The organism is Cellulomonas sp. P5_C6 (assembly GCF_054049635.1).
This window is the reverse complement of record NZ_JBFULZ010000041.1, coordinates 1-25,316: the sequence shown is the minus strand read 5'-3', so window position 1 is coordinate 25,316 and position 25,316 is coordinate 1. Positions and strand designations below refer to the sequence as shown.

Sequence of the window (25,316 nt, the reverse complement as noted above, 5' to 3'; positions counted from 1 at the left end):
TCGTTGGACCCCGGCGCCGCCCGCAAGGTCTGCCGACGCACCCACTCGGGCGCACCGCGCGGCGTGTTCTTCTCGAAGAACTTCTCGCCGGAGACGCCGTCGGGCCACCGGATCCGCGTGACGGGCCGGTCGCGCAGCTGCCCGAGGAGCGCRGGGGCCACCTGCACGAGGTAGTTCATGACCTCGGCCTTGGTGAGCCCGGTAATCGGGTACATCACCTTCTCCAGGTGGCTGACCCGGACCTGCCGGCCCTCGACGTCGACCATCTGCCGTTCGGGTGTCATGGCTGCTCCCACGGGTCCGCGTCGGTGTCGGTGCGCACACCCCGGACCACCGGCTGGCGCAGCCGTCCGGTGGGCGTGCGAGTGAGGTAGAGGGTGTCGACGACGACCGTCGGCTCGACCCAGTGGGTGCCGCGCGCGTCGATCGGCGGCACCTCGTCGTCGAACGGGGAGCCGGCACGCGGGACGAGCCGCCGCTGCAGGTCCGCGGCCCGCTTGCCGGTCAGACCGCTGCCCGCGCGACCGAGGTAGCGCAGGGCGCCGCTGGCGTCGGGGGCGCCGAACAGCACCGCGCCGAGCCGCCCGGACCCGGTCGTCTCCTCGCGCCACCCGCCGACGATCGCGGCCCGCGTGTGACGGTGCGGTGCCTTGACCCAGTCGGGCGACCGACGGCCCGGCTGGTACGCGGACGACCGGCGCTTGGCGACGACCCCCTCGAGGCCGAGCGACCTCGTCACCTCCCACAGCTCCGCCCCGTCGGGGTAGACCGGGGAGAGCTCGACGCGGGCGGGCAGCTCGAGGCGGGCCAAAGTCTCGCGCCGCTCGTCGTACGGGCTGCGCATGAGGTCGACGCCGTACAGCCGCAGGACGTCGAACACCAGGAACGTCACCGGTCGCTGGGCCGCGAGGGCCTCGGCGCGCCGCGGGTCGCGGACGTGCATCCGCTCGGCCAGCGCGCTGAACGATGGGATCCCGTCGGCCATCAGGACGATCTCGCCGTCCAGGATCGCGCCCTGCACGTCCGCCAGGCCGGACAGCTCCGGGTAGGCCGGGGTGATCTCGCGCTCGTTGCGGCTCCAGAGGCGCAACCGGTCCGACGTGGTGTCCGCGAGCGCCCGGACGCCGTCCCACTTCACCTCGAACGCCCACTCGGGCCCGCGCGGGAGCTCCGCCGGACCGGTCGCAGGGGTGGCGAGCATGGGCTCCACGGGTCCATCCTGCCCAGAGAAGGTCGCGCGGGGCGCGGCCGGGAGTCGACACGCCCACGAACGACCACGGAGGTCACGGCCATGCGAGCGATCTGGAAGGGCGCGGTCGCCTTCGGGCTGGTCAACGTCCCGGTGCGGCTGTACTCGGCGACGGGCGAGCACGAGGTGACCCTGCACCAGGTGCACAAGGAGGACGGCGGCCGGATCCGGTACCGCAAGTTCTGCAGCATCGACAACGAGCCGGTCGAGATGTCGGACATCGCGAAGGGGTACGAGACCGACGACGGCGAGCTGGTCGTGCTCACCGACGAGGACTTCGCCTCCCTGCCCCTGTCGACCGAGCGCGAGATCGAGGTGCTTGAGTTCGTCCCGGTGGACCAGGTCGACCCGATCCTGCTGCAGAAGACGTACTACCTGGAGCCCGAGAAGACCGCGGCCAAGCCGTACGCCCTCCTGCGCGGGGCGCTCGAGCAGGCGGACCGCGTGGCCGTCGTCAAGGTGGCCCTGCGCCAGCGCGAGTCGATGGCGATCCTGCGCGTGCGGGACAACGTGATCGTGATGCAGACGCTGCTGTGGCCCGACGAGGTCCGGGCGGCCGACTTCCCGGTCCTGGACGACGACGTGTCCGTGCGACCGCAGGAGCTGGCGATGGCGGCCTCGCTGGTCGAGTCGCTCGCAGCGGACTTCGACCCCTCGCAGTACGAGGACCGCTACGCCGGCGCGCTCGAGCAGCTGATCGAGGCCAAGGTCTCCTCCGGCAGCACCCGCGCCGTCCCGGTGCCGCCCGGCGAGGAGGCCGGTGCCGACGGCGGCGACGTCGTCGACCTGCTGGCCGCGTTGCAGCGCAGCGTCGAGAAGGCCCGCAGCTCTCGCGGTGAGGCCCCGGCTTCCGACGACGAGGACAAGCCCAAGGCCAAGGCGAAGAAGCCGAAGTCCGACGAGGACGAGCCGACCCCGCGCAAGTCGCGCCGCAAGGCGTCGTGAGCGGGGCGGCCGACAAGCAGGCCGAGTCGGTCGCCGCCCTGCGCCGCATCGCCTTCCTGCTGGAACGCGCGCAGGCGAGCCCGTACCGCAGCGAGGCCTTCCGCAAGGCGGCGGTCAGCGTCGAACGGCAGGACGCCGACCGGCTCGTGGCGCTGGCCGCGTCCGGCTCGCTCGCCGACCTGCCCTCGGTCGGCGCGCGGACGGCCGACGTCGTGGCCCACGTCCTGCGCGGCAAGCCGGTCGAGTACCTGGACACCCTCGAGGCGGAGTACGCGACGTCCCTGACGGCCACGGCCGACCCGAGGGCGCTCGCCCTGCGCGAGGCCCTGCGCGGCGACCTGCACTCGCACACCGAGGCGTCGGACGGCGCGACGCCCATCCAGGAGATGGTGCTCGCCGCGCTCGAGCTGGGCCACGAGTACCTCGCGATCACCGACCACTCGCCCCGGCTGACCGTCGCCAACGGCCTGTCGGCCTCGCGCCTGCGCGCCCAGCTCGACCAGGTGGCCGCCCTCAACCGTGCCGTCGGCCCGTTCCGCGTGCTCACGGGGATCGAGTGCGACATCCTCGACGACGGTGGCCTGGACCAGGACCCCGACCTCCTGCACCAGCTCGACGTGGTCGTGGCGTCGGTGCACTCGAAGCTCCGCATGGAGTCCGGCCCCATGACCCGCCGGATGATCGCCGCGGTGAGCAACCCGCGCACGGACGTCCTGGGCCACTGCACGGGACGGCAGATCAAGGGCAAGAGCCGGCCGCAGAGCGAGTTCGACGCGCGCGCCGTGTTCGACGCCTGCGCCGAGCACGGCGTCGCCGTGGAGATCAACTGCCGGCCCGACCGCCTCGACCCGCCGCACGAGCTCCTCACGGTCGCGATCGAGGCGGGCTGCGACTTCTCCATCGACACGGACTCCCACGCACCGGGCCAGCTGGACTGGCTCATGGCCGGCTGCGCGCGGGCCGCCCAGCACGACCTCGACCCCGCGCGGGTCATCACGACGCTGCCCGTCGAGGACCTCCTGGCGCGTACTCACAGGTGACGCGACACGCCCGATGCACGGATCCACGGGGTCCACGGGTTAGTGTCAGCCGATCGTCCCCGGTTGCCGCGGTCATCCGCGCGCCCGGGAACACGGCCCGAACAGGGCCTGCAAGCCCCGAGTGAACACAGAGGAGCACATCCAGTGAGCGTGAACCGCACCGAGCTCGTCCAGGCCGTCGCGGCCAAGACCGGCCTCACCAACACCGACGCGGACAAGGCCCTCAAGGCCTTCCAGGAGGTCCTCGTCGAGAACCTCGCCGCCGGCGAGGCCGTCACGATCCCCGGCTTCCTGGCCGTCGCGCGCGCCGAGCGCGGTGCCCGCACCGGCATCAACCCCCAGACGGGCGAGAAGCTCGAGATCCCCGCGGGCTACCGCGTGAAGCTCACGGCCGGCAGCGCCCTCAAGCGCGCCGTCCAGGGCTGACCTCAGCACCTCGGCCGGGCCCTCGATCCTTCGGGATCGGGGGCCCGGTCGCGTTATAGTGGGAACCAATCTCAGGAAGGCGAGGTGACGTGATGGTGGTCGTGCCGCGGCAGACGCGCCAGCGCGCCGAGATCCTCGACCTGCTCGAGGACGTGGACGAGTTCCGCAGCGCCCAGCAGCTGCACGAGATGCTCCGGGCCCGCGGATCCAGCGTCGGTCTCGCCACCGTGTACCGCGCGGTCCAGCTCCTGTCGGAGCACGGCGACGTCGACGTGCTGCGCACGGAGGACGGCGAGTCCGTGTACCGCCGCTGCGAGCAGCGCAGCCACCACCACCACCTCGTGTGCCGGTCCTGCGGCCGGACGGTCGAGATCGAGGCCGGGCAGGCCGAGGCGTGGGCCGCCCAGGTGGGTGCCGCGCACGGGTTCGACGACGTCGACCACACCATCGAGCTCGTCGGCACCTGCGCGACCTGCCGGGCTGCCGCGGCGTCCTGACCTCTAGTCCGGCGCGCGCCGTGCGATGAGCCGGGGGAGCAGCCACCAGGACGTTCCCAGGAGCACGAGCGACAGGATCCCGACCGTGCGGCCGGCGCCGCGCGACACGACGATGTCGAAGATCAGCATCGCGCTGCCCGCCATGACGAGCGCGAGGACCAGCAGGCCGGCACGCGCGAACGTCCCTCCCGCGGTGACCAGCTCCGGCTTGAGCCGGCGGCCGAAGAGCACACGGTGCAGGCTCACCGGAGCCACGAACAGGGCGGTCGCGAGCACGGCCAGGACCACCAGCACGAGGTAGAGCTCGGTCTGGTAGTCGTCGAGGTCGGCGAACCGCTGCTGGAACGGGATGGTCAGCAGGAAGCCGGTGAGGATCTGCGTGCCCGTCTGCGTGACGCGCAGCTCCTGCAGCAGCTCGGTCCAGTTGCGGTCCGCACGCTCGTTGGACGTCTCGGTCCTGCCGTCCTCGGGCGACACGTCGGGCTGGGTCACCGTCCACCTCCTCGCGCTGCTCGGATCATGCCGCACGGCACGCCGGGGGTGCATGTGCAGCGGCGTCGCCGCTCGGGAGAGACTGCTCCCCGTGACCCGACTGCATGACGCGGACCGCCGCGACTTCGCCTCCGACAACTACGCGGGGGTGCACCCCGAGGTGCTCGCCGCGATCGCCGAGGCCAACGGCGGCCACCAGACCGCGTACGGCGAGGACGTCTACACCGCGAGGCTCCAGGAGGTCGTCGCGCAGCACTTCGGCGACCAGGCGACCGCGTTCCCGGTCTTCAACGGCACGGGCGCCAACGTCCTGTCGCTGCAGTCCGTGCTGCCGCGCTGGGGAGCCGTGGTCTGCGCGGAGACCGCGCACATCCACACCGACGAGAACGGCGCGCCCGAGCGGATGGGCGGTCTCAAGCTGCTCACGGTCCCGACGCCCGACGGCAAGCTCACCCCGGACCTCGTCGCGACCCAGGCATGGGGGTTCGGCGACGAGCACCGCGCGCAGCCGGGCGTCGTCTCGATCACGCAGTCCACCGAGCTGGGCACGCTGTACACGCCCGACGAGGTCCGCGCCCTGGCCGACCAGGCGCACGGGCTGGGGCTGAGGCTCCACCTCGACGGCGCCCGGATCTCCAACGCGGCCGCCAGCCTCGACGTGCCGCTGCGCGCGTTCACCACCGACGCCGGCGTGGACCTGCTGTCGCTGGGGGGCACCAAGAACGGGCTGCTGTACGGCGAGGCCGTCGTCGTGCTGGATCCCGCCGCGGACGGCGGGCTGACCTACCTGCGCAAGATGGACATGCAGCTCGCGTCGAAGATGCGCTTCGTGTCCGCCCAGCTGGTCGCGCTCTACGAGGGCGACCTGTGGCTGCGGTCCGCCTGCCACGCCAACGCGATGGCGGCCCGGCTCCGGGCGGGCATCGAGGGGCTGCCGGGCGTGCAGGTCACGCGCCCGACGCAGGCCAACGGCATCTTCGTGATCTTCCCCGCGGGCGTCGCCGACGTGCTGCGCCGCCGCTGGCGCTTCTACGACTGGATCGTCGAGACCGGCGAGGTCCGGCTGATGTGCTCGTTCGACACCACCGAGGCGGACGTCGACGAGCTGGTCGCCGCCGTGGCGGACGCGGTCTCCTGACGGCCTGACGACCGAGCGGGGGCCCTCCCGTGGGAGGACCCCCGCTGCGGTCGTGCTCCCGCTAGATCACGCCACGACGGTGCAGGTCGCACCGTTCAGCGTGAAGGCGGTGGGCGCGTTGTTCGTGCCCGTGTGCGAGCCGTTGAACCCGATGTCGGTCGAGGCTCCGGGCGCCAGCGTGGCGTTCCACGACAGGCCCTTCGCCGTGACCGCCGCACCGGACTGCGCCCAGTCGGCGCTCCAGCCCTGCGTGACGACCTGACCGTTGGCGAACGAGAAGCCGAGGGTCCAGCCGTTGATCGCCGAGGTCCCCGTGTTCGTCAGCCTGATCGAGCCGGTGAACCCGGTGTTCCAGCTGTTCGCGGTGTACTTGACCGAGCAGCTGCTGGTGGTCGTGGCCGTCTTCGTGGTGGCCGAGGCCGCCGACGACGCCGCGGAGACGTTGCCCGCCGCGTCCTTGGCCTTGACCGTGAACGAGTAGGCCGTGCCGGCCGCGAGGCCGGTGACCGTGAAGCTCGTCGTGGTGGACGATCCGACCAGCGTGCTGCCGCTGTACACGTCGTACCCGGTGACGCCGACGTTGTCGGTCGACGCGGTCCAGGTCAGCGGGACGGTGCTGGTGGTGGTGGTGCCGGCCGCGAGACCCGTCGGTGCCGAGGGCGCCGTCGTGTCCGTGGTCGTCGCCGTCTTGGTGGTCGCCGACACGGCTGCCGAGGCCGCCGAGACGTTGCCCGCCAGGTCCTTGGCCTTGACCGTGAACGAGTACGCGGTCGCGGCCGTCAGGCCGGTCACGGTGTAGCTCGTCGAGGTGGTCGTGGCGACGAGGGTGGTGCCGCGGTAGACCTCGTAGCCCGCGACGCCCGTGCCGCCGGTGTTGTCCGTCGACGCGTTCCACGTCAGCGGGACCGTGGTGGTCGTCGTGGTGCCGGCCGCCAGACCCGTCGGCACCGAGGGAGCCGTCGTGTCGGTGACCGTGCCGGACGCCGTGGTGGCGGAGACCGCCGCGGAGGCGGCCGAGACGTTGCCCGCCGCGTCCTTGGCCTTGACCGTGAACGAGTACGCCGTCGAGGCGGTGAGGCCGGTCACGGTGTAGCTCGTGGAGGTGGACGACCCCACCAGCGTGGTGCCGCGGTAGACGTCGTAGCCGGTCACGGCGACGTTGTCGGTCGAGGCGGTCCACGACAGCGGGACGCTCGTCGAGGTCGCCGTGCCCGCCGTCAGACCGGTCGGGGCCGAGGGCGCCGTCGTGTCGGGCGGGGGAGTGGTGCCGCCGGCGATCACCGGGTAGGCGTTGGTGACCAGCGTCTTGAACTGGGCCTCGAACCACTGGCCCGCGAGCGGGGCGCCCGGCGTGGCGCCGGTCAGCTGGTCCTTGAGCTTGGGCGAGACGAAGGTCGGGTCGCACATGCGGTCGAACTTCTTGCCCTGGTCGTTCGGGATGTCCGTCGACGCACCGTCGGACTCACCCGGGGGCTTGATCCACACGAACGCGTCGAGGTGCGAGGCGGCGTAGCCGGACGGCGTGGCCTGCGGGAGCTCGCCGATGCCGGCGCCCTCCGGGTTGCACCAGGCGCCGCGGTGCACGCGGCGGTCGACGCGCGACTGGTTCACGTAGGTGTTGAGGTCCGTGCTGGTGGACACGGCGGTCGGCCGTGCAGCGCCGCCCCACCCGTTGCGCGACGTGTCGACCACCATGCCGAGCGTGGACGGGAAGCCCGCGGCGGTGAGCAGCCGGTACATGTGCGCCGTGAAGTCGGCCTCGTCGAAGTCGTAGTTCCACTCGTAGAAGCCGCTCGAGCGGATCGGCGTGTTGTTGAGCGAGGCGGCCCCGTCGGTCAGGAAGGGCTCGTTGAGCGGGGTCGTGTTGGCGACGTCGCTGATGAACCCGTCGACCGACGCGAACCCGGCGGTCGTGGACTTGGCCACGTCCGCGAAGAGCGTCGCGGCGGGACCGGCGTTGCTGTCCCAACCAAGCCAGCCCGAGTGGCCGATGTCGATGTACGTGTAGACGTTCGGGATCGCGTGCAGCTTGTCCAGCGCGTACTTCACGCCGGCCCGGTAGTAGGGAGCGGCCTGCTGGCAGAGCGCCTCGGAGCTGTTGGTCACCAGGTTGGGCAGCGAGTCGGGCTCGATCGTCGCCGAGATCCGCAGGTTGGCGTACTTGGCGTCGCTGAGCAGCGCGGCGATCGCGTCGATGTACTCGGTCTTGTACCGCGCGAGCCCCGCGTCGGTGGCGGGGAGCTCGCCGTTGGACGCCAGGGCGTAGCAGTCGCGGCCTGGCAGGTCGTAGATGACCAGGTTGACGACGATGGGGCCGGACCCCTTCTGCGCCAGGGCGTTGTCGAGGTGGAACTTCAGCCCGCTGCCGTCGGCGTTGCCGGTGATCGCGCTGATCCGGTCCATCCAGACCGCGGTGGGCTGCTTGGCCACCGTGTGCATCTTCGCGGCCAGCGTGGCGTCGCCGGCGCGTGTGGCAGCGCTCTCAACCGACGCTGCCCAGGTCGGGTTCACGTACTGGGTGGCGCCGGCGTAGGGGTTGTCGACGTGCGCCTCGGCGGCGCTCGCACTCGTGGTGATGCACAGCGGTGCCGCGATCAGCGCCATCGCTGCCGCTGCGGTCGCAGCGGCGCGCACGCGCTGCCTGACCGCTCTCTTGCCGTGTGTGGACACGTGGTCCTCCGGGTGGTCGTTCGGCGCGCCCGGCCGGCCGTCCCGTCCGGGCGCAGGTCGCCCGGGGAAGTCCACGGCGACTGGTTCGCTAGACCACCACGGGGATTTTCCGGGCGGCACGGGGCAAAACGTTTAGGCTCTTCGCGTTATCAAACTGTGACTCGCATGAGAGCGTTCTCATCTTGACCGGGGACCGGTACTGCCCCGCACCGCAAGCCCCCCGATCCGGAGGTCCCGACGGGCCCGGAGGTCCCCGTCGATGACCGCCAGGACCGCCTCGCCGGTGGCCGTCCCGAGGTCCCGCTGGGCCGAGGGGAGGGTCGTGATGGAGGGCGTCGCCAGCCGGCACAGAGCCGAGTCCGAGCCCGCGACGATGGACAGGTCCCACGGCACGGCGAGCCCCGTCCGGCGCGCGACGTCGAGGGCGGCGACGGCCATCTGGTCCGAGTCGTAGACGATCGCCGTCGGTGCGCGACCTCCCGTCAGGAGCCGCCGGGTGGCCACCGCGGCCTCCTCGGCCGTGCCTCCCGTGGCCTCGTGCACGAGCACCCCGCTGGCCGCGTCGAGCGCCGCGGAGAGGGCGCCGAGCCTCGCGCGCGTCCGCACCAGCTGCTTCGGACCGCTCACCAGAGCCACGTGCTGGTGCCCCAGCTCGAGCAGGTAGCGGCCCACCCGGACGAACGCCTCGGCGTCGTCGAGGCTCACGGTGGCGAGGTCGATATCGCCCTGACCTGCACCGACGACGACGGCCGGCGCGCGCAGGCGGCGCAGCGCGTCGATCCGTGGGTCCTCGGTGAGCACGTCGGTGACGACCATGACGTCGAAGCGGCGCTCGGCCCACCACTCGCCGTAGAGCGCCACGGCCGCCTCGGGTCCGTCGACGATCTGCAGCACGAGCGCGAGGTTCCGGGTGGCCAGGACCTCCTGCAGCGCGATGACGAACTCGAGCACGCCGGTGGCCTGGGCGACCGGCCCCGCGGCTCCGCGGTCGAACACCAGGCCGACCGCCCGCGGTCCCGTCCGCATCGAGCGCGCGGCCGCGCTCGGGCGCCAGCCGAACTCGTCGGCGACCCGCAGGACCCGCTCGCGCGTCGCGGCCGACACCCCCGGCCGACCGTTCAGCGCGTACGAGACGACGGCGATCGAGACGCCCGCGGCACGGGCCACGTCGGTGATCGTCGGGCGGCGCGCCGGGGCCGGCGCAGGGGCGGGGGAGGACGGCCCGGAGCTCGGCGTCGGGGGCGACGCGGAAGAGCCGGGTGCTCCGGAGTCATATKCAGGTGTGACCACGATCACCTAGTGTGTCGCCCGATGCGGGTGAAATGCATCATCTCGGCTCCGACGACGTGGGCGAGGGATGTGGGGTCATGGGAACAGTGCGACGCGGACCGGTCTCGCCGACGGCACGACGGACGATCGGCGTGCTCTCTCCGGTGGTCGGCGGGTTCTACTTCGGGGCCCTGATCGCCGGTGTCGCACGGGCCGCGCGGGCCGCCGGGCACCGCGTGGTGGCGGTGCAGACGTACCCCGCCGGCCTGGACCGCGAGCGGTACCCCGACGAGTCCATCCTCGACGCACCGGTGGCGCTCGGCGCCGTCGACGGGCTGGTCGTCGTCGGCAAGGCGCTGCGCAGCGACCGGCTCGCCTCGGTGCAGCAGTGGGGCCTCCCGGTCGTCCTGGTGAGCGAGGAGCCGCAGTCCGCCGACGACGCGGTCGTGCTCCCGGACAACCTCGGTGGCGTCAAGGCGGCCGTCGAGCACCTGCTCGGGCACGGGCACACGGCCATCGGGTTCGTCGGCTGCCTGACGCAGCGCGACATGCGGGAGCGGTTCGCCGCCTACCGCTCGACGCTCGCGGAGCACGGCATCGAGGCCCCCGACGCCTGGATCTTCGAGGCGTCCGACAACCACGAGCAGGGCGGCGCGGATGCGGCCGCGCGCATGCTCACGCTCGGCACGCCGACCACGGCGGTCGTCGCGGCGACGGACCGGAACGCGATCGGCTTCCAGCGTGCCCTGCGCGCCGCCGGCCTCGTGCTGCCCCGCGACCAGGCCGTCATCGGCTTCGACCACGCCGACTCCGGCGCGCGCGTGACCCCACGCCTGTCCACCGTCGACGCGCACTACGACCGCGTCGGCGAGACGGCCGTCTCCCTGCTGCTCTCCCGGATGCGCGGCGAGGAGGTGCCCGGGGGCGAGTACCGGGCGCCGTCGACGCTCGTCCTGCGGGAGTCCTGCGGGTGCACGGACGCGGGCCAGGCAGCTCCGGACGCGGGGGCGTCAGGCGGGCGCGGCGGCTACCAGGTGCTCCGCGCGCTGGCCGAGTCCGCGTTCGTAGGCCCGTCGGGAGTCGGCGGGGTGCGCCGCACCGGCGCGGCGCCGCGGGAGGCGTGGTGGCACGCGGTGGTCGAGCCGGTCGAGACCGCGGCCGAGCGGGGGACCGCACCGGGCCCCGCGACGCTGGGTCGGCTGGCCGACCTGACGGCTGCGATGCAGCCGCACCCGGAGGCGCTGGAACAGCTGGTGACCTCTCTCCGGGCTGTCGAGTCAGACGTCGTGGAAGCGCTCTCGCGCCCGCAGCACGAGGCCGCCGTCCGGCGGGCGGTCACCGAGGTGCTGCTCGCGGTGACCAAGGGCTGCACGCGGTCGATGCTCGCGCGCAGCGGGCAGCTGGAGCGCACGATCGTCGACCAGTACGAGGTCGACATGGACCTCCTGCGCGGGGACGGCGCCAGCCCGCGCGCCCTCGGGTGGCTGCCGCGGGGGGTCCGCGGGCACGCCTGCCTCGGGCTCTGGCTCGGTGCGGACCGCGGACCGGGGGACCGCGAGATGGAGCTCGTCGGCGTGCACGACACGTCGGGCACCCTGTCCCGGCTGGTCGGTGTCCGCACGACCGCCAGCCAGTTCCCGCCGACCGCCCTGACCCGCGCCGGCACGATCGGGTCCAACGAGCTGACGTTCGTCGTCCCGGTGACGTTCGGGGGCAGCGACTGGGGCCTGCTCGCGATCGACGGCACTGTCGAGACGAGGGCCACCAGCGCGCGCGACCGGTTCAACCACTGGGCTGCGCTGCTCGCGGTCGCCCTCGACCAGGAACGGCTGCTGGCCAACCTGCGCGAGCAGCGGCGGGCGCTCGAGCAGGCCGCCGCCCGGGAGCGGTCGCTGGCGGACACGGTCCGGGCCAGCGAGGAGCGCTATGCCCTCGCGTCGATGGCCGCCCACGACGGCACCTGGGACTGGGACGTGTCGGCCGGCACGGTCTACTACTCGCCCCGCTGGAAGCAGACCCTCGGCTACGCCGACGACGTCATCGGCGACTCGCCCGGCGAGTGGCTGGAGCGCGTGCACCCGGCGGACCGGGACGAGCTCTCGGCGTCGATCGCCTCGCAGCTGGCCGGAGCCGGCTCACCGCTGGAGCTGGAGCACCGCGTCCGGACGTCGTCAGGGGACTACCGCTGGATGCTGTGCCGCGCTGTCACGGTGCTGGACGACGCCGGCTGCCCGGCCCGGCTGGTGGGGGCGCTGGTGGACGTGACCGAGCGCAAGGAGGCCGAGATCGCCCTCCAGCGCGACGCCCTGCGCGATCCTGAGACCGGGCTGGTGAACCGCCTGCTGTTCCTCGACCGCCTCGGCGCCGCCGTGCTCCGGACGCGCCGGTCGCCCGGCTACGACTGCGCTCTCGCCCTCGTGCGCGTGCTCGACGGACCGACGCTCCCGGGCCAGGACCGGCTCGACGGCGACGCCGACGCCCGGCTCGACCTGCACCGCGAGCTGGTCCGCCGGCTGCGTCGGTCGCTGCGGGAGGGGGACACCCCGGCACGGATCGCCGAGGACGACTTCGTGGTGCTCCTCGACGACGTCGGTCCCGGCGGGCTGCCCGCGCGGCTGTCGTCGCTGCTGGACCAGGTGCGCCAGGAGCTGGGCTCGCGCGTCGCCGTCGGGGTGCTCGGCAGCATCCGGGGCTTCCGGGACGTCGGCGAGGTGCTGCGCGAGGCGGACATCACATTGCTGCGCGGGGCATCGCGCCCGGGACGGCCGGAGTCGCGGCCCGGGTCCGTGCTCAGGTAGCACGACGCCCCTGCCTCCCGGAAGGGAGACAGGGGCGGTGCCGTGCGATCAGCTGCGGCCGCGGGCCGGGCCGTGCGTCGGGCGCGAGGCGCCGTGGCCCGGGCGCGGGCCCGAGTCGAGGCGGATGCGCAGCGGGCGACCGGCGACGCGCGTGCGGGCGAGGCGGTCGATCACGTCGGCGGACAGGCCGGCCGGGATGTCGACCAGCGCGAAGCTGCCGAAGATGTCGATCTTGCCGACGTCCTTGCCGGTCAGGCCGCCCTCACCGGTGAGCGCGCCCACGAGGGCACCCGGCTGGAGGCCGTCACGGTGACCGACGGCGACGCGCCAGCGCGGCGAGCCCCCGGCGATGTGGGTGTCGGCGCGGCGACGCTCGCCCCGCTCGGGACGGTCGTAGCCACGCTCGCCGTCGCGCTCGCGAGCGTTGCCCCCGGTGAGGTGGGCGCGGGAGAGCGCGTCGTCGAGGTCGTCGCCCTGGACGGCCACGGGACCCTCGTCGCCGACCGCGAGCGCGGTGACGACGGCGAGCAGGTCGACCGGGTCGACGTCGGGGTTCTGGGCCAGGTGCACGGCGATGGCCTCGCGGTACAGGTCAAGGCGACCGAGCTCGGCCCGGGCACCCGTCCGCGCGAGCAGCGCCTGCACGCGGTGCGCGGAGACCTCGGCGGGCGAGGGGATCTCGACCTGCAGCAGGGACTGCCGCGTGGTCCGCTCGATCTGGCGCAGACGCGACTGCTCGGCGGGCGTGACGAACGACAGGGCCTCGCCCTCGCGACCGGCGCGGCCGGTGCGGCCGATGCGGTGCACGTAGGTCTCGGGCTCGCGCGGCACGTCGAAGTTCACGACGAGGCCGATGCGGTCCACGTCGAGGCCACGGGCGGCCACGTCGGTGGCGACCAGCACGTCGAGCGCGCCGGTACGCAGGCGGTCGACGATCTTCTCGCGCTCGGTCTGGGCGACGTCGCCGGAGATGTACGCGGCGGAGATGCCGCGCTCGATCAGCGCGCTGCCGACCTCCTCGGCCGCACCGCGGGTGCGCACGAAGACGATGGCGGCCTCGGCCGGCGACACGGCGAGCACGCGGGCGAGCGCACCGGTCTTGTGGCGGTGCGGGACGACGGCGTACGTCTGGCGCACGCTCGTCACGGTGGACGCCTGGCGCGAGACCGTGATCTCGACCGGGTGGTTCAGGTGCTGCTCGGCGACCCGGCGGATCTGCGGCGGCATCGTCGCGGAGAACAGGGCGACCTGACGCTCCCGCGGCGCGGCGGACAGGACCTTGTCGACGTCCTCGGCGAAGCCCATGCGCAGCATCTCGTCGGCCTCGTCGAGCACGAGGAAGCGGACCTGGTCCATCTTCAGCGTGCGACGGTCGAGGTGGTCGAGCACGCGGCCGGGGGTGCCGACGACGACCTGGGCGCCGCGGGACAGCGCGCGCTGCTGCGGCAGGAACGGCGAACCGCCGTAGACCGCGAGGACGTTGAGCCCGGGCAGGTGCGTGGCGAACGACTGGATGGCGTCGGCCACCTGCATCGCGAGCTCGCGCGTCGGGGTCAGCACGACCGCCTGCACGGCGGGGATGTCGTAGTCGATCGCGGCCAGCAGCGGCAGGCCGAACGCGGCGGTCTTGCCGGTTCCGGTCTGCGCGACGCCGACGATGTCGCGGCCGCTCAGCAGGGCGGGCACGGCCTGCGCCTGGATGGCGGACGGGGTGGTGAAACCGAGGTCCGCGATCGCGGCCTGGAGGGCCGGGGGCAGGCCCAGCTCGTCGAAGGTGCCGTTCTCGGGCATGGAAGAGGGCGCAACAGAACTCATGAAATGAGGGAACCGATCATCGCGGGGCGGAGCCCTGAACCGTGCACCAGGTCGGCGAACAGCGGGTCGCAGCCCCGGACCACCCAGTGGCAACCGCTCACGCGATGCCTAGACCACACGACGCGAGGCGGGCCCCGACCGGCTCAGCGGTGGTGGCGACGCCTCGAAGGGGGACGCGACGAACTCCAGATTCGTGGAGGAGTCTACCGGGTGGGCGCCTCGCGCGGCAGGCAGGGTGCAGGTGACGTCGCGCACAGGGTCACAGCCCGCGGCGCGGACCCTCGATCGCCGGGCAGGCATCCATCACCACGTCGAGCCCGGCGGCGCGCGCCCGGTCCGCCGCGGCCTCGTCGACCACGCCGAGCTGCAGCCACACCGCGCGGGCGCCGACGGCGATCGCCTGGTCGACGACGTCGCCGGCGAGGTCGCTGTTCACGAACACGTCCACCACGTCGACCGGCCCGTCGACGTCCGCCAGCGTGGCGACGCCCGGGGCGCCGTGCACCGCCTCGGCGTGCGGGTGGACGGGGACGATCGTGTGCCCGATCGACTGCACGTACCGGGCGACGCCGAACGCGGCGCGCGCACTGTTGGTCGAGAGCCCGACCACGGCCCACCGGCCGGGGGTGCTCAGGAGCCGGGTGATCACGTCGGGGTCGTTGCGGTGCACCATCCCAGAACTCTCGCACCCGGACCGGGGGTCTGCGCGCCGTCGTCCTGGAGCCCCCCGCGGGCCGCATAGGATCGACGCCGCCAGCACGGGACGGCGACGGGGGAGGCAGTGGCGAGCAACGACGTCGTCTCCTCGCGCGTGCTGACGGTCCCCAACGTGATCAGCATGGTGCGACTCCTGCTGGTCCCGGTCTTCGCCCTGCTCATCGTCCAGGGGCACGACGGATGGGCCGTGGTGGTGCTCGCCGTCTCCGGTGCCAGCGACTGGCTGGACGGCGTCCTCGCCCGACGGCTCGGTCAGGTCTCGAAGCTCGGGCAGATGCTCGACCCCGCGGCGGACCGTCTCTTCATCATCGTCACCCTCGTCGCTCTGGCCTGGCGCGACGTCGTGCCGTGGTGGTTGCTCGCGGTCCTGGTGCTGCGCGACGTCGTGCTCGCCGTGATGCTCGTGGTGCTCGCCCGCGCCGGGTACGCGCCCCTGCCGGTGCACCTGGCCGGCAAGGCCGGCACCTTCGCCCTGCTCTACGCCTTCCCCCTGCTCCTGCTCGCGCAGTGGAGCTCGTGGGTGGGCACCGTGGCCGGGGTGGTCGGGTGGGCGTTCGCGCTGTGGGGCGTGGCGCTGTACTGGTTCTCCGCCGTCCTGTACCTCGCCCAGGCGCGCCGCCTGCTGCGCGACGCCCGCGGGTCCGCATGAGCACGCGGCACGGGAGCGCCGGTCCGCCGCGGTCGCCCGACGCCTCGATGACGCTGATCACCGAGTTCTACCGGCGGCCGCTCGACCCCGGCTACGCGGAGGCCGCGGCGCGCCGTGCGGCCGGAACCGCCCCGCGCCGGACGGGCCGGTCCACCGCGGGACTGGTCGTGCTCGCCATGGCCCTGGGCCTGGGCGCGACCGCCGCCACCCTCGCCCTGCGCCAGCCGGCGGGCTCGGTGCAGGCGGCGCGTTCCCTGCTGGAGAAGCAGATCGAGCAGCGCAGCGTCGAGGCCGACGCCACGCAGTCGGACATCGCCGCCATGACGACGCAGATCGCCACGCTCCAGGCGGACCTGCTCGGCGACGAGGGCCAGTCGCTGCGGGACCAGGTCGAGGCCGACTCCGTGCACTCCGGGGTCGTGGCCGTGACCGGACCCGGCCTGCGGCTGGTCCTCACGGACGCGCCGTCGGACGACCCCGACACCGAGGACCCCGAGCTCCGCGTCCAGGACGTCGACCTGCAGGTCGTCGTGAACGGGCTGTGGGCCGCGGGCGCCGAGGCCGTCGCGGTCAACGGGGAACGGCTGACGGCGATGACGGCGATCCGCAGCGCCGGCGACGCCGTCCTCGTCGACCTCGTGGCCCTGAGTAGCCCCTACACCGTCGAGGCCATCGGCGACGCCGTCGGCATGCAGACGGCGCTCGCCCGGGCCAGCGCGGGGCAGCACCTGGCGACGCTGCGGTCGACGTTCGGCATCGGGGTCCAGCTCACGTCGCAGAGCTCGCTCTCCCTGCCGGGCACGGGCCTCGTCACGCTGCACGACGCTCAGGTGCCGGACGCGACACCCACGCCCGGAGCGGAGCAGGGTGCACCGGACGAGAGCGATGTGGCAGGGTCTGCAATTCCGACAGGGAGGGACGGCACGTGATCGCGCTCATCGGTCTGCTCGTGGGGGTCGTCGGCGGCCTGCTCCTGCAGCCCACCGTCCCTGTCGAGCTCCAGCCCTACCTGCCCATCGCGGTCGTGGCGGCGCTCGACGCGCTGTTCGGCGGCCTGCGCGCGATGCTCGACGGCATCTTCGACGACCGCGTCTTCCTCATCTCGTTCCTGTCCAACGTCGTGGTCGCGGCGCTCATCGTGTTCCTGGGCGACCAGCTCGGGGTGGGCACGCAGCTGTCGACCGCCGTCGTCGTCGTCCTGGGCATCCGGATCTTCTCCAACGCCGCGTCGATCCGTCGCCACCTCTTCAAGGCATGACCGTGACCCCGTCGCAGGAGGATCGGGACGACCGAGACGTGCAGCGGCACGGCCCGGTCGACGACGCGCTGAGCCTGCCGCCGGTCGTTCCGGAGGACGAGCCCCTGAGCCTGCCCCCGGTCGTGCCGGAGGACGAGCCCGCGAGCCTGCCGCCCGTCGTCACGAACAGCGACGACGACGTCCCTGCCGCGCCGGAGCCCGAGCAGGTCGTCGCGCCCGACGCCGCCGCGTCGGCGCCCGTGGATGCCCCGGCGACCGACGAACCCCCGGCCGCCACCGAGCGCAGCGGCTGGGCGGTGCTCGGCCGCGCCCTGCAGCCCCGCCTGACGCGCGCCCAGGTGCTGGCCGGCCTGCTCTGCGCGGTCCTGGGCTTCGCGCTCGTCGCGCAGGTGCGCCAGTCCAGCGGCGCAGACCTCGCGGGCATGCGCCAGGGCGACCTCGTCCGCATCCTCGACGAGACGACGAACCGCGGCGACGCCCTGGCCCGCGAGGCGGCCGACCTGGCGCGCGAGCGGGACGACCTGCTGTCGGGCTCGGACCGTCGCCAGGCGGCGCTCGACGCCCTGCGCCGCAGCGCCGAGACTCAGGGCATCCTCACGGGTCGCCTGCCGGCCGAGGGCCCCGGCGTCATCGTGACGCTCACGGAGCCCGACGGGCTGATCAAGCCGATCACGATGCTCAACATGCTCGAGGAGCTCCGCAACGCGGGCGCCGAGGCCGTGCAGCTCAACGACCAGCGGGTCACCGCGAGCAGCGCGTTCACGGGTACCGGCGGCGCGATCGTCCTCGACGGGGTGGCCCTGACGGCCCCGTACCGCTGGGTCGCGATCGGCGACCCGGACATCATCTCGCCCGCGCTGCAGATCCCCGGCGGCGCGATGGGGCAGGTGCGCAACAACGGCGGCAAGGGGACGGTCGAGAGCGCCGACCACGTCGACGTCGACGCGATCCGGGACGTGTCGGACCCCGTCTACGCCACGCCGGTGCCGCCCACGGGCGATTGATCCCGGTCTGGGCCGCCGCGGAGCCGGACGCGTTCCGCCAGGTGGGTAGGTCGTGCTGCGCCGACGGGCTCGCTCCGCATAGGGTGTGGCTGACCCCGACGTGCACCGGTGGTCGACGCGAGGAACGGGCCCGGGAGGTGGCATGAGCGACGAGGACCAGCAGGTCGAACCCCCCGCCTACGGACCCGACACGACGGTGAGCTTCGGAGCGATCGAGCCGGTCGAGATCGAGGCCACGGCGCCGGTCGGCCTCACGCCGGACGAGGTCGCAGCCGTGCACGCGCTCCCGCCCACCTCGGCGCTCCTGGTGATGCAGCGCGGCGCCAGCGCGGGTGCCCGGTTCCTGCTCGACGCCGAGCGCACGGTCGCGGGCCGGTCGACGGCGGCCGACATCTTCCTGGACGACGTGACGGTCTCCCGCAAGCACGCCGAGTTCGTGCGCGACGGACAGTCCTTCGTCGTCCGTGACATCGGCTCGCTCAACGGCACGTACGTGAACCGCACCCGCATCGACCAGTCCGTGCTCCGGGCCGGGGACGAGGTGCAGATCGGCAAGTACCGCATGACGTTCCACCCGAGCCCGCACCGCGACGCGGCCGGCGCGTGACCGGCCGCAACCTGGCGCTCGACCCGACAGGGAGCAGCACGTGACGAGTGCCCGAGCGCAACGCGTGCAGACGGGCACGGACACGGTCGCGCCGGCAGCCCCGGAGGTCGAGCACGAGCCGTGGCCGCGCGGGATCTCGCGGCGGGCGTCGATGCGCATCTCCGACGTCCTCGCGTCGTTGCAGATCGAGTTCCCCGCGGTGACCACCAGCAAGCTGCGCTTCCTCGAGGAGCAGGGGCTGGTCGAGCCCGTCCGGACCGCGGCCGGCTACCGGCAGTACTCCCCGGCGGACATCGAGCGGCTGCGGTTCGTCCTGCGGCAGCAGCGGGACCGGTACATGCCGCTCAAGGTCATCGGCGACCGCCTGGCGGCGCTGGACGCCGGTGAGGAGGACGAGCCGGCACCGCGCGCACGGCTGGCCACCCGTGACGGCGTGCGCGAGGCGGCTGGGGCGCGTCTGACGGTCGAGTCGCTGGCGCGCGAGTCCGGCGTCGAGGTCGCGTTCGTGGAGGAGCTCGTCGCGGCGGGCGTGCTGCGGGGGCACGGCACGACGTCGTTCGACCCGTGGGCACGCGAGATCGTCGTGGCGGCCGCGGCCCTGGCCGAGCACGGCATCGACGCCCGGCACCTGCGGCAGTTCCGCACCGCGGCCGACCGGCAGGCCGACCTCGTCGAGCAGGTCGTCGCCCCGTGGCGCGGCCAGCGCAGCGCGTCGTCGCGGGCCCGGGCGGGCACGCTCGCCGCCGAGGTGGGCGAGCTCTGCAACCAGATGCACACGGCTCTGGTGCGGGCGGCCGTCGCCGACCTGGCACCGTAACGATCCCGACACACACTGCCTGCCCGCGGGGGGAGCCGGATCGCCGTCGGCGTCGTAGCGTGGGCGCCATGGGGGACGACGCCGAGCTCGTACCGGTCGAGATCGTCGGGGTGCGACAGCACCTGGCCGACGACGAGATCGTCGTGCTGCTCCTGGACCCCGACTCCGAGCTGCTCGTGCCCATCCTCATCGGCCCGACGGAGGCGAGCGCGATCGCGTCCGCCCAGGCCGGCATCGTCCCCCCGCGCCCGATGACGCACGACCTGCTGCGGGACGTGCTGATCGCCACGGGCTCCGGGCTCACGCGGGTCGAGATCACGCGGCTGGAGGACGGGGTGTTCCACGCCGAGCTGGTGCTCCGGACCGGTCCGCGCGTCGACTCGCGGGCGTCGGACGCGATCGCCCTCGCGCTGCGTTTCGGCTGCCAGGTCCTGTGCTCGGCCGAGGTGGTCGCGGTGGCCGGTGTCGAGGTCCGGACCACCACCTCGGAGCAGGATCTCGAGCGGTTCCGGCGGTTCTTGGACCTGGTCACGCCGGAGGACTTCAGCACCGGGGCGGAGCCGGACGACGACCCCGGCGCGGAGGGCCGTTGACGCACTGCGGGAGGTCAACCTTCTCCCTCAGGTCGAAGGTGAGACTCGCCGGTCGCGACACGCCCGGCGGGCGTCATGGCGTCTGTCGCGTCACGGGCCTACTCTGACAAGCAGCCGGGGGAGCCGTCCGCCGACCGGCTCGCGACGAGTGGAGGATTCGTGACCAGCAACGAGAATGCCGAGAGCGTCAGCGGGGCAGTCCCGCAGCGCGCTCAGGGCATGTTGTTCGACGACGACCTCCCCGACCTCGACACCGCCACCGGTTACCRCGGTCCCACCGCGTGCCGCGCGGCCGGCATCACGTACCGCCAGCTCGACTACTGGGCCCGCACCGGCCTGGTCGAGCCGTCGATCCGACCGGCCACCGGCTCGGGCACCCAGCGCCTGTACAGCTTCCGGGACATCCTCGTCCTCAAGGTGGTCAAGCGCCTGCTCGACACGGGCGTCTCGCTGCAGCAGATCCGCACCGCCGTCAGCCACCTGCGTGAGCGCGGTGTCGACGACCTGGCGCAGATCACGCTGATGTCCGACGGCGCCAGCGTCTACGAGTGCACGTCCGCCGACGAGGTGATCGACCTGGTGCAGGGTGGCCAGGGCGTGTTCGGCATCGCCGTCGGTCGGGTCTGGCGCGAGGTCGAGGGCACGCTCGCCGAGCTTCCGTCGGAGCGTGCGGATGAGGACGACGAGCTGGTCGGCGAGCCGTCGCCGCACGACGAGCTCGCGATGCGACGTCAGGCGCGCACGGCCGGCTGACCACGCGAACGTACCGAGAGCGGCTGCCCCAGTCGGGGTGGCCGCTCTCGTCGTCTCAGTGCCGGGGTGCCCGCAGCGCTCGCTCCAGGAGGGCGTCGAACGTCCGGGCCAGCTCGTTCGCGGCCGCTCCGGGCCACGCGTGCACGGGCTGCGCCGCCCCCTGCGCCTGCTGCAGCGCGGCACGCTCGGGGACGGGCGGGGTGAGCACCAGCGGTCCGTACAGCGTCTGGAGCTCCTCGAGTCGGAACGCCTGCTCGATGGAGCGGGCGCGGACGCGGTTGACGACGATGCCGAGCGGCTGGAGCGCCGGGGCCGGGCCGCGGCGCAGCTCGTCGATGGTGCGCATGGCGCGGCCGACCGCCATGACGGCGAACAGCCCGGGCTCGGTGACGACGAGCGCCCGGTCGCAGGCGGCGAGGCCCGTGCGGGTCAGGCCGCCCAGCGACGGCGGGCAGTCGACCAGGACCAGGTCGTAGCCGTGCACCCAGGAGAGCGCGTACCGGAGCCGGTCGATGTCGTCGCCCTCGAGCCGGTCGTGCGCGGCCGACCGCTCGGAGCCCGCGAGCACGTCGAGGCCCTCGTCGGCCCACGAGGAGAGGACGGTCGCGGCCGCCATCGTCGCCTCGCCCGGCTCGTCCAGCACGGACGCGACGTCGCCGGTCAGCGGGCGGGCGCCGAGCGCCATCGTGCTGTCGCCCTGGGGGTCGAGGTCGATGACCAGCGTGCGCAGCCCCCGCTCGAGAGCCGCCGACGCGAGACCGAGGGTGATCGACGTCTTGCCCACGCCACCCTTGAGACTGCACACCCCGAGCACCAGCACGGCGCAACCGTATCCGTGCCACCGCTCGCCGACGAAACGCCGCGCAGATCGGTGCGGGTGCGCTCACGGGTTCCGGGGGCACGGACGCCCTGGTCAGGACAGACTGGCCCGATGAGCATCCGACTGACCCGTTGGGGACACGCCTGCATCCGCCTCGACCGCGGCGAGGACCGCCTGGTCATCGACCCCGGGGTCTTCTCCGACCTGCCCCGCGCACTCGAGGGCGTCTCCGCCGTCCTCGTCACGCACGAGCACCCCGACCACGTGGCCACCGAGCCGGTCGTCGAGGCGATCCAGGGCGGTGTGGAGGTGTGGGCGCCGCAGGCCGTCGTCGACATCCTGGTCGCCGCGGGCGCCCCCTCGGAGAAGGTGCACGCCGTCAGTGCGGGAAACGCTTTCACGGCCGGCGGCTTCGACGTCGACGTGCTGGGGGAGTGGCACGCGCTGATCCACCAGGACGTGCCGCGCGTGCACAACGTCGGCTACCTGGTGGCCGGGATCCTCCACCCGGGCGACTCCTACGTGGACACCGCCGGCGCCCACGTCGACGTGCTGTGCACCCCGGTGGGCGCGCCGTGGCTCAAGCTGGGCGAGGTCGTCGACTTCGTGCGCGCCGTGAACCCGGGCCAGATCGTCGTCATCCACGACGCGCTGCTCAGCGCGATCGGGCAGGGGATGGCGAACAACCTGCTCGGACGCCTGGGCGGGGCCGGCGACGCGATCTCGCTCGACCCGGGCGAGGGCATCGACATCTGAGCGTCCCTGCTGTCGCGGCACCCGTGCCGCCCGTAGCGTGAACGAGTCGGAAGGAGACCGCCGTGACGGAGTCCGTGGGGCACGAGGTGCCCGAGCTCGAGTACGACGAGACCGTGCCGCCGCGGCCCGAGGAGGAGATCGCCGACGCGGCCCGCGCCGTGCCGGACCCTGACGGGCACGGCGGAACCCCAGCCGATCTCACGGCGCGCGACGAGCCCTGAGGCCGTCTGCGCCGGTCGTGGGGCATCCTGTGCAGGTGATTGTCCAACAGGTGGGGGAGAACGACTGGCGCCTCGTCCAGGACGTGCGCCTGCGCGCGCTGCGGGAGGACCCGGACGTCTTCGGCGCCTCGCTGGCGCGCGAGGAGCGGTTCGTCGAGTCGCACTGGAGGATGCGCCTGCGCACCTCGACCACCTGGATCGCCGTCGACGACAGCGGCGTCGGCCGGGGGATCGTCACGATGATGCAGGAGCCGGGCTCACCGGTGGACGACCGGCACGTCGTGTCGCTGTGGGTGGCCTCCGAGGCGCGGCGCCACGGCGTCGGGTGGGCGCTGCTCGACGCGGTGCGCACCGCCGCCGCCGCCGAGGACGCGCGGACGGTGTCGCTGTGGCTGCTCGACGGCAACCACGCCGCGGGTGACCTGTACGTGCGCGCCGGCTTCACGCGGACGGGGGAGCGGCAGGTCCTGCCCCGGGACCCGTCGCAGACCGAGGAGCGCTACGTCCTGACGTTGCGCTGACCGACCAGGGCGAGCAGGTCGGCCGCCGCCACCGAGCCGGGAGGCGTGCCCGCCGCAGCCGCCTGCCGCGAGAGCCCCTGCAGCAGCGCGTTCACCGGCGTCGGCACGCCGTGCAGGCGGCCGAGCAGCACGATCTCGCCGTTGAGGAAGTCCGTCTCGATGGAGCCGGTGCCGCGGACCAGCGACTGCCACGACGAGCCGCCGCCGTCCTCGCCGGGGAGCCGTCCCATCTGGAACTCGGCCCGGCCTGCGTCGTGCTCGTCGTCGGGGATCACGTGCACACCGGCCGCGGCCAGGACCGCACGGCCCTCGGCGGTCGCCCGCGCGCCGAGCTCCCGGGCCGCCTCGTCCCAGCCCGTCCCGCACAGCGCCTCGACGGCGTTGGCCAGGTTGGTGAGCAGCTTGTAGTACTTCCACGCCATCACGTCCTCGACGACGGGCGCCCGGAACCCGGCGGCGACGAGGTCCGCGGCGATCGCCGTCGGCGCCGGTCCTCCTGTCGGCACGGGACCCAGGGTGAGGACTCCCGGGACCGGTGTGCTGCCCGCCGAGACCCGACCGGGCTCGAGGAACGTCGCCGGCAGCCAGACGCACATGCCCACCACGTGCGCGAACCTGCGCAGCGCGGCCCGCTCGTTGTCGACGCCGTTCTGCGCGCAGACCAGGGGGAGCGCGCTCGACGCGGTGCCGCCACCTGCGACCGGACGGTCCGCCCACGCCTCGAGGACGGCGGCCGTGTCCTGGCTCTTCACCGCGACCACGAGGACGTCRTCCGGACGCAGCTCCACGTCGTCCGGACCGGCGGCCGTCGGCGGGTGCACGTGGCTGACGCCGTCGACGGTAGCCACCTCGAGACCGCCGGATCGCAGCACCTCGAGCTGCCGGTTGCGAGCGACGAGCACGACGTCACGTCCGGCCGCCGCGAGCAGGCCGCCGATCACTCCGCCGACCGCACCTGTCCCGATGATGATGTAGCGCACGCCCGCAGGCTACGTGGCGGGGAGCCCGTCGGCTGCGATGATCGGAGCGTGAGCTCGAGACGGGTCGTCGTGTACGAGCTGGTGTCCCTCGACGGTGTCGCCGAGGGTCCCGCCGGCTTCCTCACCGACTGGGACGACGCGGTGGACGCCACCATCGGCGACGTGATCGCCACGCAGGACGCGGTCATCCTGGGGCGTCGCACCTACGACGACTGGGTCGGGTTCTGGCCCGCCAGCGACATCGAGCCGTTCGCGTCGTTCATCAACGCGGTCGCGAAGTACGTGGCGACCTCGTCACCGCTCGACGGCGACTGGGCCGGCGCGCGGGCGATCGAGGGCGGCCTCGTGGGGTTCGTTCACGACCTGAAGGATCGACCCGGGGGTGACATCGGCGTCCACGGGAGCATCTTGGTCGCCCAGTCGCTGCTGGCGGCCGGACTGGTCGACGAGCTCAGGCTCGTGATCGCCCCGACGATCGCCGGCACCGGGCGTCGACTGCTGGACGCGTTGCCGCCGATTCGCCTGCAGCCGGTCCGCAGCGTGGTCTCACCGACGAGCCACCTGCTGCTCGACTACCGCGTCCTGGGGTAGCCGTTCCCGGGGCACCGGGGAGTGGAGGCAGCCCACACACCCCGCTCGATCTCGGTCCGTCACCGATGGAATGTCATAATGTGCATTATCGGCGTAGCGCACATGCCCACATCAGCTGCACGGGACTGCACCACACATGCTTGCGGCGAGACGTGCTCCACGATCGCTGGCAGCCCGCGGATGCTCTCGACGCCGTCGCGACGACCTGTCTGCGCCAACCACGCCACGGCCCTGTCAGGAGTCCGTCCACGACGCCTTGTCTGCGACACGCGGGCTGGACCGGCGTGAACCACGCCGCGCTCGCGTCGGGTGGTCGTGCACGACGGCTTGTCTGTGACACGCGAGCTGGACCAGCGACAACCACGCCAGAGACGTGCCGGACGAGGGGGCGCGTACGGAGCTCGTCCACGGCGCAACCTCCCCGCGAGGCTCGTCGACAATCTCGGGCTGTTGACATAATTCCGGGATGCCCACGCCGACCACCTCGTCCTGGCGAGAACGTCGTCACCTAACCCCGCGGCAGACGGTTCTGGTCGTGGAACTCGTGGCTCAGCAGCGACCAGACGGACTTGTCGTGGAACGTGCCGTCCACGAGCCAGGCCTCACGCAGCACACCCTCGTGCACCATGCCGAGCCGTCGGGCGACCGCGATGCTGCGGAGGTTGTCGGTGCGGCAGCGCCACTCCACCC

The 25,316-nt window shown here is 73.2% G+C and carries 28 protein-coding genes; 18 read left to right on the top strand and 10 right to left on the bottom strand.

The window, feature by feature from the left end; translation table 11 throughout:
• Together ligD (ACXJKG_RS07095) and ligD (ACXJKG_RS07090) are read right to left on the bottom strand one after the other, a co-directional pair.
• The coding region (ligD, locus tag ACXJKG_RS07095; protein ID WP_456845049.1) for a non-homologous end-joining DNA ligase LigD at positions 1 to 284 on the bottom strand (284 nt) is incomplete at its 3' end.
• The gene (gene ligD, locus ACXJKG_RS07090) at positions 281 to 1,201 is read right to left on the bottom strand and encodes a non-homologous end-joining DNA ligase (protein ID WP_456845051.1); all 921 of its coding nucleotides are present in this window, start codon (positions 1,199 to 1,201) and stop codon (positions 281 to 283) included. The genes ligD (ACXJKG_RS07090) and ligD (ACXJKG_RS07095), both read right to left, overlap by 4 nt.
• 90 nt (positions 1,202 to 1,291) lie before the next feature.
• Here ligD (ACXJKG_RS07090) and ku point away from each other — a divergent pair, with 90 nt between their 5' ends.
• The 4 genes from ku (at position 1,292) to ACXJKG_RS07070 (ending at position 4,157) form a co-directional block, all read left to right on the top strand.
• Positions 1,292 to 2,194 carry a non-homologous end joining protein Ku gene (ku, locus tag ACXJKG_RS07085; protein WP_456845048.1) on the top strand — a complete coding sequence of 301 codons (903 nt, stop codon included), beginning with the start codon at positions 1,292 to 1,294 and terminating at the stop codon, positions 2,192 to 2,194.
• On the top strand, positions 2,191 to 3,234 hold the full coding sequence (locus ACXJKG_RS07080) for a PHP domain-containing protein (RefSeq protein WP_456845047.1): 1,044 nt from the start codon (positions 2,191 to 2,193) through the stop codon (positions 3,232 to 3,234). Before ku ends, ACXJKG_RS07080 begins: the two co-directional genes overlap by 4 nt.
• Positions 3,235 to 3,378: 144 nt before the next feature.
• Positions 3,379 to 3,660: an HU family DNA-binding protein gene (locus tag ACXJKG_RS07075; protein WP_055914607.1), complete on the top strand. Its 282-nt coding sequence runs from the start codon at positions 3,379 to 3,381 to the stop codon at positions 3,658 to 3,660.
• Positions 3,661 to 3,752: 92 nt separating this feature from the next.
• Positions 3,753 to 4,157 carry a Fur family transcriptional regulator gene (locus ACXJKG_RS07070; protein ID WP_456845046.1) on the top strand — a complete coding sequence of 135 codons (405 nt, stop codon included), beginning with the start codon at positions 3,753 to 3,755 and terminating at the stop codon, positions 4,155 to 4,157.
• A 3-nt stretch (positions 4,158 to 4,160) separates the two neighbouring features.
• Here the strand turns inward: ACXJKG_RS07070 and ACXJKG_RS07065 are convergent, their stop codons facing one another.
• Positions 4,161 to 4,649, bottom strand: coding sequence for a DUF6328 family protein (locus ACXJKG_RS07065; RefSeq protein ID WP_456845045.1), 489 nt, complete (start codon positions 4,647 to 4,649; stop codon positions 4,161 to 4,163).
• Between the two features lie 52 nt (positions 4,650 to 4,701).
• On the opposite strand from ACXJKG_RS07065, the gene ACXJKG_RS07060 reads away from it, so the two are divergent.
• Positions 4,702 to 5,787, top strand: a complete 1,086-nt coding sequence (locus ACXJKG_RS07060; protein ID WP_456845044.1) for a threonine aldolase family protein — start codon at positions 4,702 to 4,704, stop codon at positions 5,785 to 5,787.
• Between the two features lie 66 nt (positions 5,788 to 5,853).
• Here the strand turns inward: ACXJKG_RS07060 and ACXJKG_RS07055 are convergent, their stop codons facing one another.
• Together ACXJKG_RS07055 and ACXJKG_RS07050 are read right to left on the bottom strand one after the other, a co-directional pair.
• On the bottom strand, positions 5,854 to 8,457 hold the full coding sequence (locus ACXJKG_RS07055) for a glycoside hydrolase family 6 protein (protein WP_456845043.1): 2,604 nt from the start codon (positions 8,455 to 8,457) through the stop codon (positions 5,854 to 5,856).
• A 177-nt stretch (positions 8,458 to 8,634) separates the two neighbouring features.
• Positions 8,635 to 9,624 carry a LacI family DNA-binding transcriptional regulator gene (locus ACXJKG_RS07050; protein ID WP_456845042.1) on the bottom strand — a complete coding sequence of 330 codons (990 nt, stop codon included), beginning with the start codon at positions 9,622 to 9,624 and terminating at the stop codon, positions 8,635 to 8,637.
• A 254-nt stretch (positions 9,625 to 9,878) separates the two neighbouring features.
• Here ACXJKG_RS07050 and ACXJKG_RS07045 point away from each other — a divergent pair, with 254 nt between their 5' ends.
• Positions 9,879 to 12,524 carry a substrate-binding domain-containing protein gene (locus ACXJKG_RS07045; protein ID WP_456845041.1) on the top strand — a complete coding sequence of 882 codons (2,646 nt, stop codon included), beginning with the start codon at positions 9,879 to 9,881 and terminating at the stop codon, positions 12,522 to 12,524.
• A 48-nt stretch (positions 12,525 to 12,572) separates the two neighbouring features.
• On the opposite strand, the gene ACXJKG_RS07040 is transcribed toward ACXJKG_RS07045, so the two are convergent.
• Positions 12,573 to 14,315: a DEAD/DEAH box helicase gene (locus tag ACXJKG_RS07040; protein WP_456845040.1), complete on the bottom strand. Its 1,743-nt coding sequence runs from the start codon at positions 14,313 to 14,315 to the stop codon at positions 12,573 to 12,575.
• A 283-nt stretch (positions 14,316 to 14,598) separates the two neighbouring features.
• Positions 14,599 to 15,012, bottom strand: a complete 414-nt coding sequence (locus ACXJKG_RS07035; RefSeq protein ID WP_456845039.1) for a CoA-binding protein — start codon at positions 15,010 to 15,012, stop codon at positions 14,599 to 14,601.
• Positions 15,013 to 15,120: 108 nt separating this feature from the next.
• Here ACXJKG_RS07035 and ACXJKG_RS07030 point away from each other — a divergent pair, with 108 nt between their 5' ends.
• The 8 genes from ACXJKG_RS07030 to ACXJKG_RS06995 all read left to right on the top strand — a co-directional run bounded on the left by ACXJKG_RS07030 (position 15,121) and on the right by ACXJKG_RS06995 (position 20,737).
• A complete protein-coding gene (locus tag ACXJKG_RS07030; RefSeq protein WP_456845038.1) occupies positions 15,121 to 15,705 on the top strand; it encodes a CDP-alcohol phosphatidyltransferase family protein in 585 nt (194 codons plus the stop codon).
• A complete protein-coding gene (locus ACXJKG_RS07025; protein ID WP_456845037.1) occupies positions 15,702 to 16,634 on the top strand; it encodes a DUF881 domain-containing protein in 933 nt (310 codons plus the stop codon). The genes ACXJKG_RS07030 and ACXJKG_RS07025 overlap by 4 nt, the downstream gene beginning before the upstream one ends.
• Complete coding sequence (locus ACXJKG_RS07020) at positions 16,631 to 16,963, top strand: small basic family protein (protein ID WP_456845036.1); 333 nt, start codon at positions 16,631 to 16,633, stop codon at positions 16,961 to 16,963. The genes ACXJKG_RS07025 and ACXJKG_RS07020 overlap by 4 nt, the downstream gene beginning before the upstream one ends.
• Entirely contained in the window at positions 16,960 to 17,967 is a 1,008-nt protein-coding gene (locus ACXJKG_RS07015) for a DUF881 domain-containing protein (RefSeq protein ID WP_456845035.1), read from the top strand. The genes ACXJKG_RS07020 and ACXJKG_RS07015 overlap by 4 nt, the downstream gene beginning before the upstream one ends.
• Positions 17,968 to 18,109: 142 nt before the next feature.
• Positions 18,110 to 18,574: an FHA domain-containing protein gene (locus ACXJKG_RS07010; RefSeq protein WP_456845034.1), complete on the top strand. Its 465-nt coding sequence runs from the start codon at positions 18,110 to 18,112 to the stop codon at positions 18,572 to 18,574.
• A 40-nt stretch (positions 18,575 to 18,614) separates the two neighbouring features.
• The gene (ftsR, locus tag ACXJKG_RS07005) at positions 18,615 to 19,391 is read left to right on the top strand and encodes a transcriptional regulator FtsR (RefSeq protein WP_456845033.1); all 777 of its coding nucleotides are present in this window, start codon (positions 18,615 to 18,617) and stop codon (positions 19,389 to 19,391) included.
• Positions 19,392 to 19,459: 68 nt separating this feature from the next.
• Positions 19,460 to 19,984, top strand: coding sequence for a bifunctional nuclease family protein (locus ACXJKG_RS07000; RefSeq protein WP_456845032.1), 525 nt, complete (start codon positions 19,460 to 19,462; stop codon positions 19,982 to 19,984).
• Between the two features lie 219 nt (positions 19,985 to 20,203).
• Positions 20,204 to 20,737 (top strand): MerR family transcriptional regulator, encoded by a 534-nt coding sequence (locus tag ACXJKG_RS06995; protein WP_456845050.1) that lies wholly within the window; start codon positions 20,204 to 20,206, stop codon positions 20,735 to 20,737.
• Positions 20,738 to 20,792: 55 nt separating this feature from the next.
• Here ACXJKG_RS06995 and ACXJKG_RS06990 read toward each other — a convergent pair whose 3' ends face one another.
• Entirely contained in the window at positions 20,793 to 21,557 is a 765-nt protein-coding gene (locus ACXJKG_RS06990; RefSeq protein ID WP_456845031.1) for a ParA family protein, read from the bottom strand.
• Positions 21,558 to 21,668: 111 nt separating this feature from the next.
• Between ACXJKG_RS06990 and ACXJKG_RS06985 the strand changes: the two genes are divergently transcribed.
• The 3 genes from ACXJKG_RS06985 to ACXJKG_RS06975 all read left to right on the top strand — a co-directional run bounded on the left by ACXJKG_RS06985 (position 21,669) and on the right by ACXJKG_RS06975 (position 23,055).
• Positions 21,669 to 22,313, top strand: coding sequence for an MBL fold metallo-hydrolase (locus ACXJKG_RS06985; protein ID WP_456845030.1), 645 nt, complete (start codon positions 21,669 to 21,671; stop codon positions 22,311 to 22,313).
• A gap of 62 nt (positions 22,314 to 22,375) precedes the next feature.
• Complete coding sequence (locus ACXJKG_RS06980) at positions 22,376 to 22,534, top strand: hypothetical protein (protein WP_456845029.1); 159 nt, start codon at positions 22,376 to 22,378, stop codon at positions 22,532 to 22,534.
• 35 nt (positions 22,535 to 22,569) lie between these two features.
• Complete coding sequence (locus ACXJKG_RS06975) at positions 22,570 to 23,055, top strand: GNAT family N-acetyltransferase (RefSeq protein ID WP_456845028.1); 486 nt, start codon at positions 22,570 to 22,572, stop codon at positions 23,053 to 23,055.
• Here the strand turns inward: ACXJKG_RS06975 and ACXJKG_RS06970 are convergent.
• The gene (locus ACXJKG_RS06970; RefSeq protein WP_456845027.1) at positions 23,034 to 24,035 is read right to left on the bottom strand and encodes a ketopantoate reductase family protein; all 1,002 of its coding nucleotides are present in this window, start codon (positions 24,033 to 24,035) and stop codon (positions 23,034 to 23,036) included. The two genes, ACXJKG_RS06975 and ACXJKG_RS06970, sit on opposite strands and share 22 nt — an antisense overlap.
• A 48-nt stretch (positions 24,036 to 24,083) precedes the next feature.
• Between ACXJKG_RS06970 and ACXJKG_RS06965 the strand changes: the two genes are divergently transcribed.
• Positions 24,084 to 24,626, top strand: a complete 543-nt coding sequence (locus tag ACXJKG_RS06965) for a dihydrofolate reductase family protein (RefSeq protein WP_456845026.1) — start codon at positions 24,084 to 24,086, stop codon at positions 24,624 to 24,626.
• A 508-nt stretch (positions 24,627 to 25,134) separates the two neighbouring features.
• Here ACXJKG_RS06965 and ACXJKG_RS06960 read toward each other — a convergent pair.
• The coding region (locus tag ACXJKG_RS06960; protein WP_456845025.1) for a GNAT family N-acetyltransferase at positions 25,135 to 25,316 on the bottom strand (182 nt) is incomplete at its 5' end.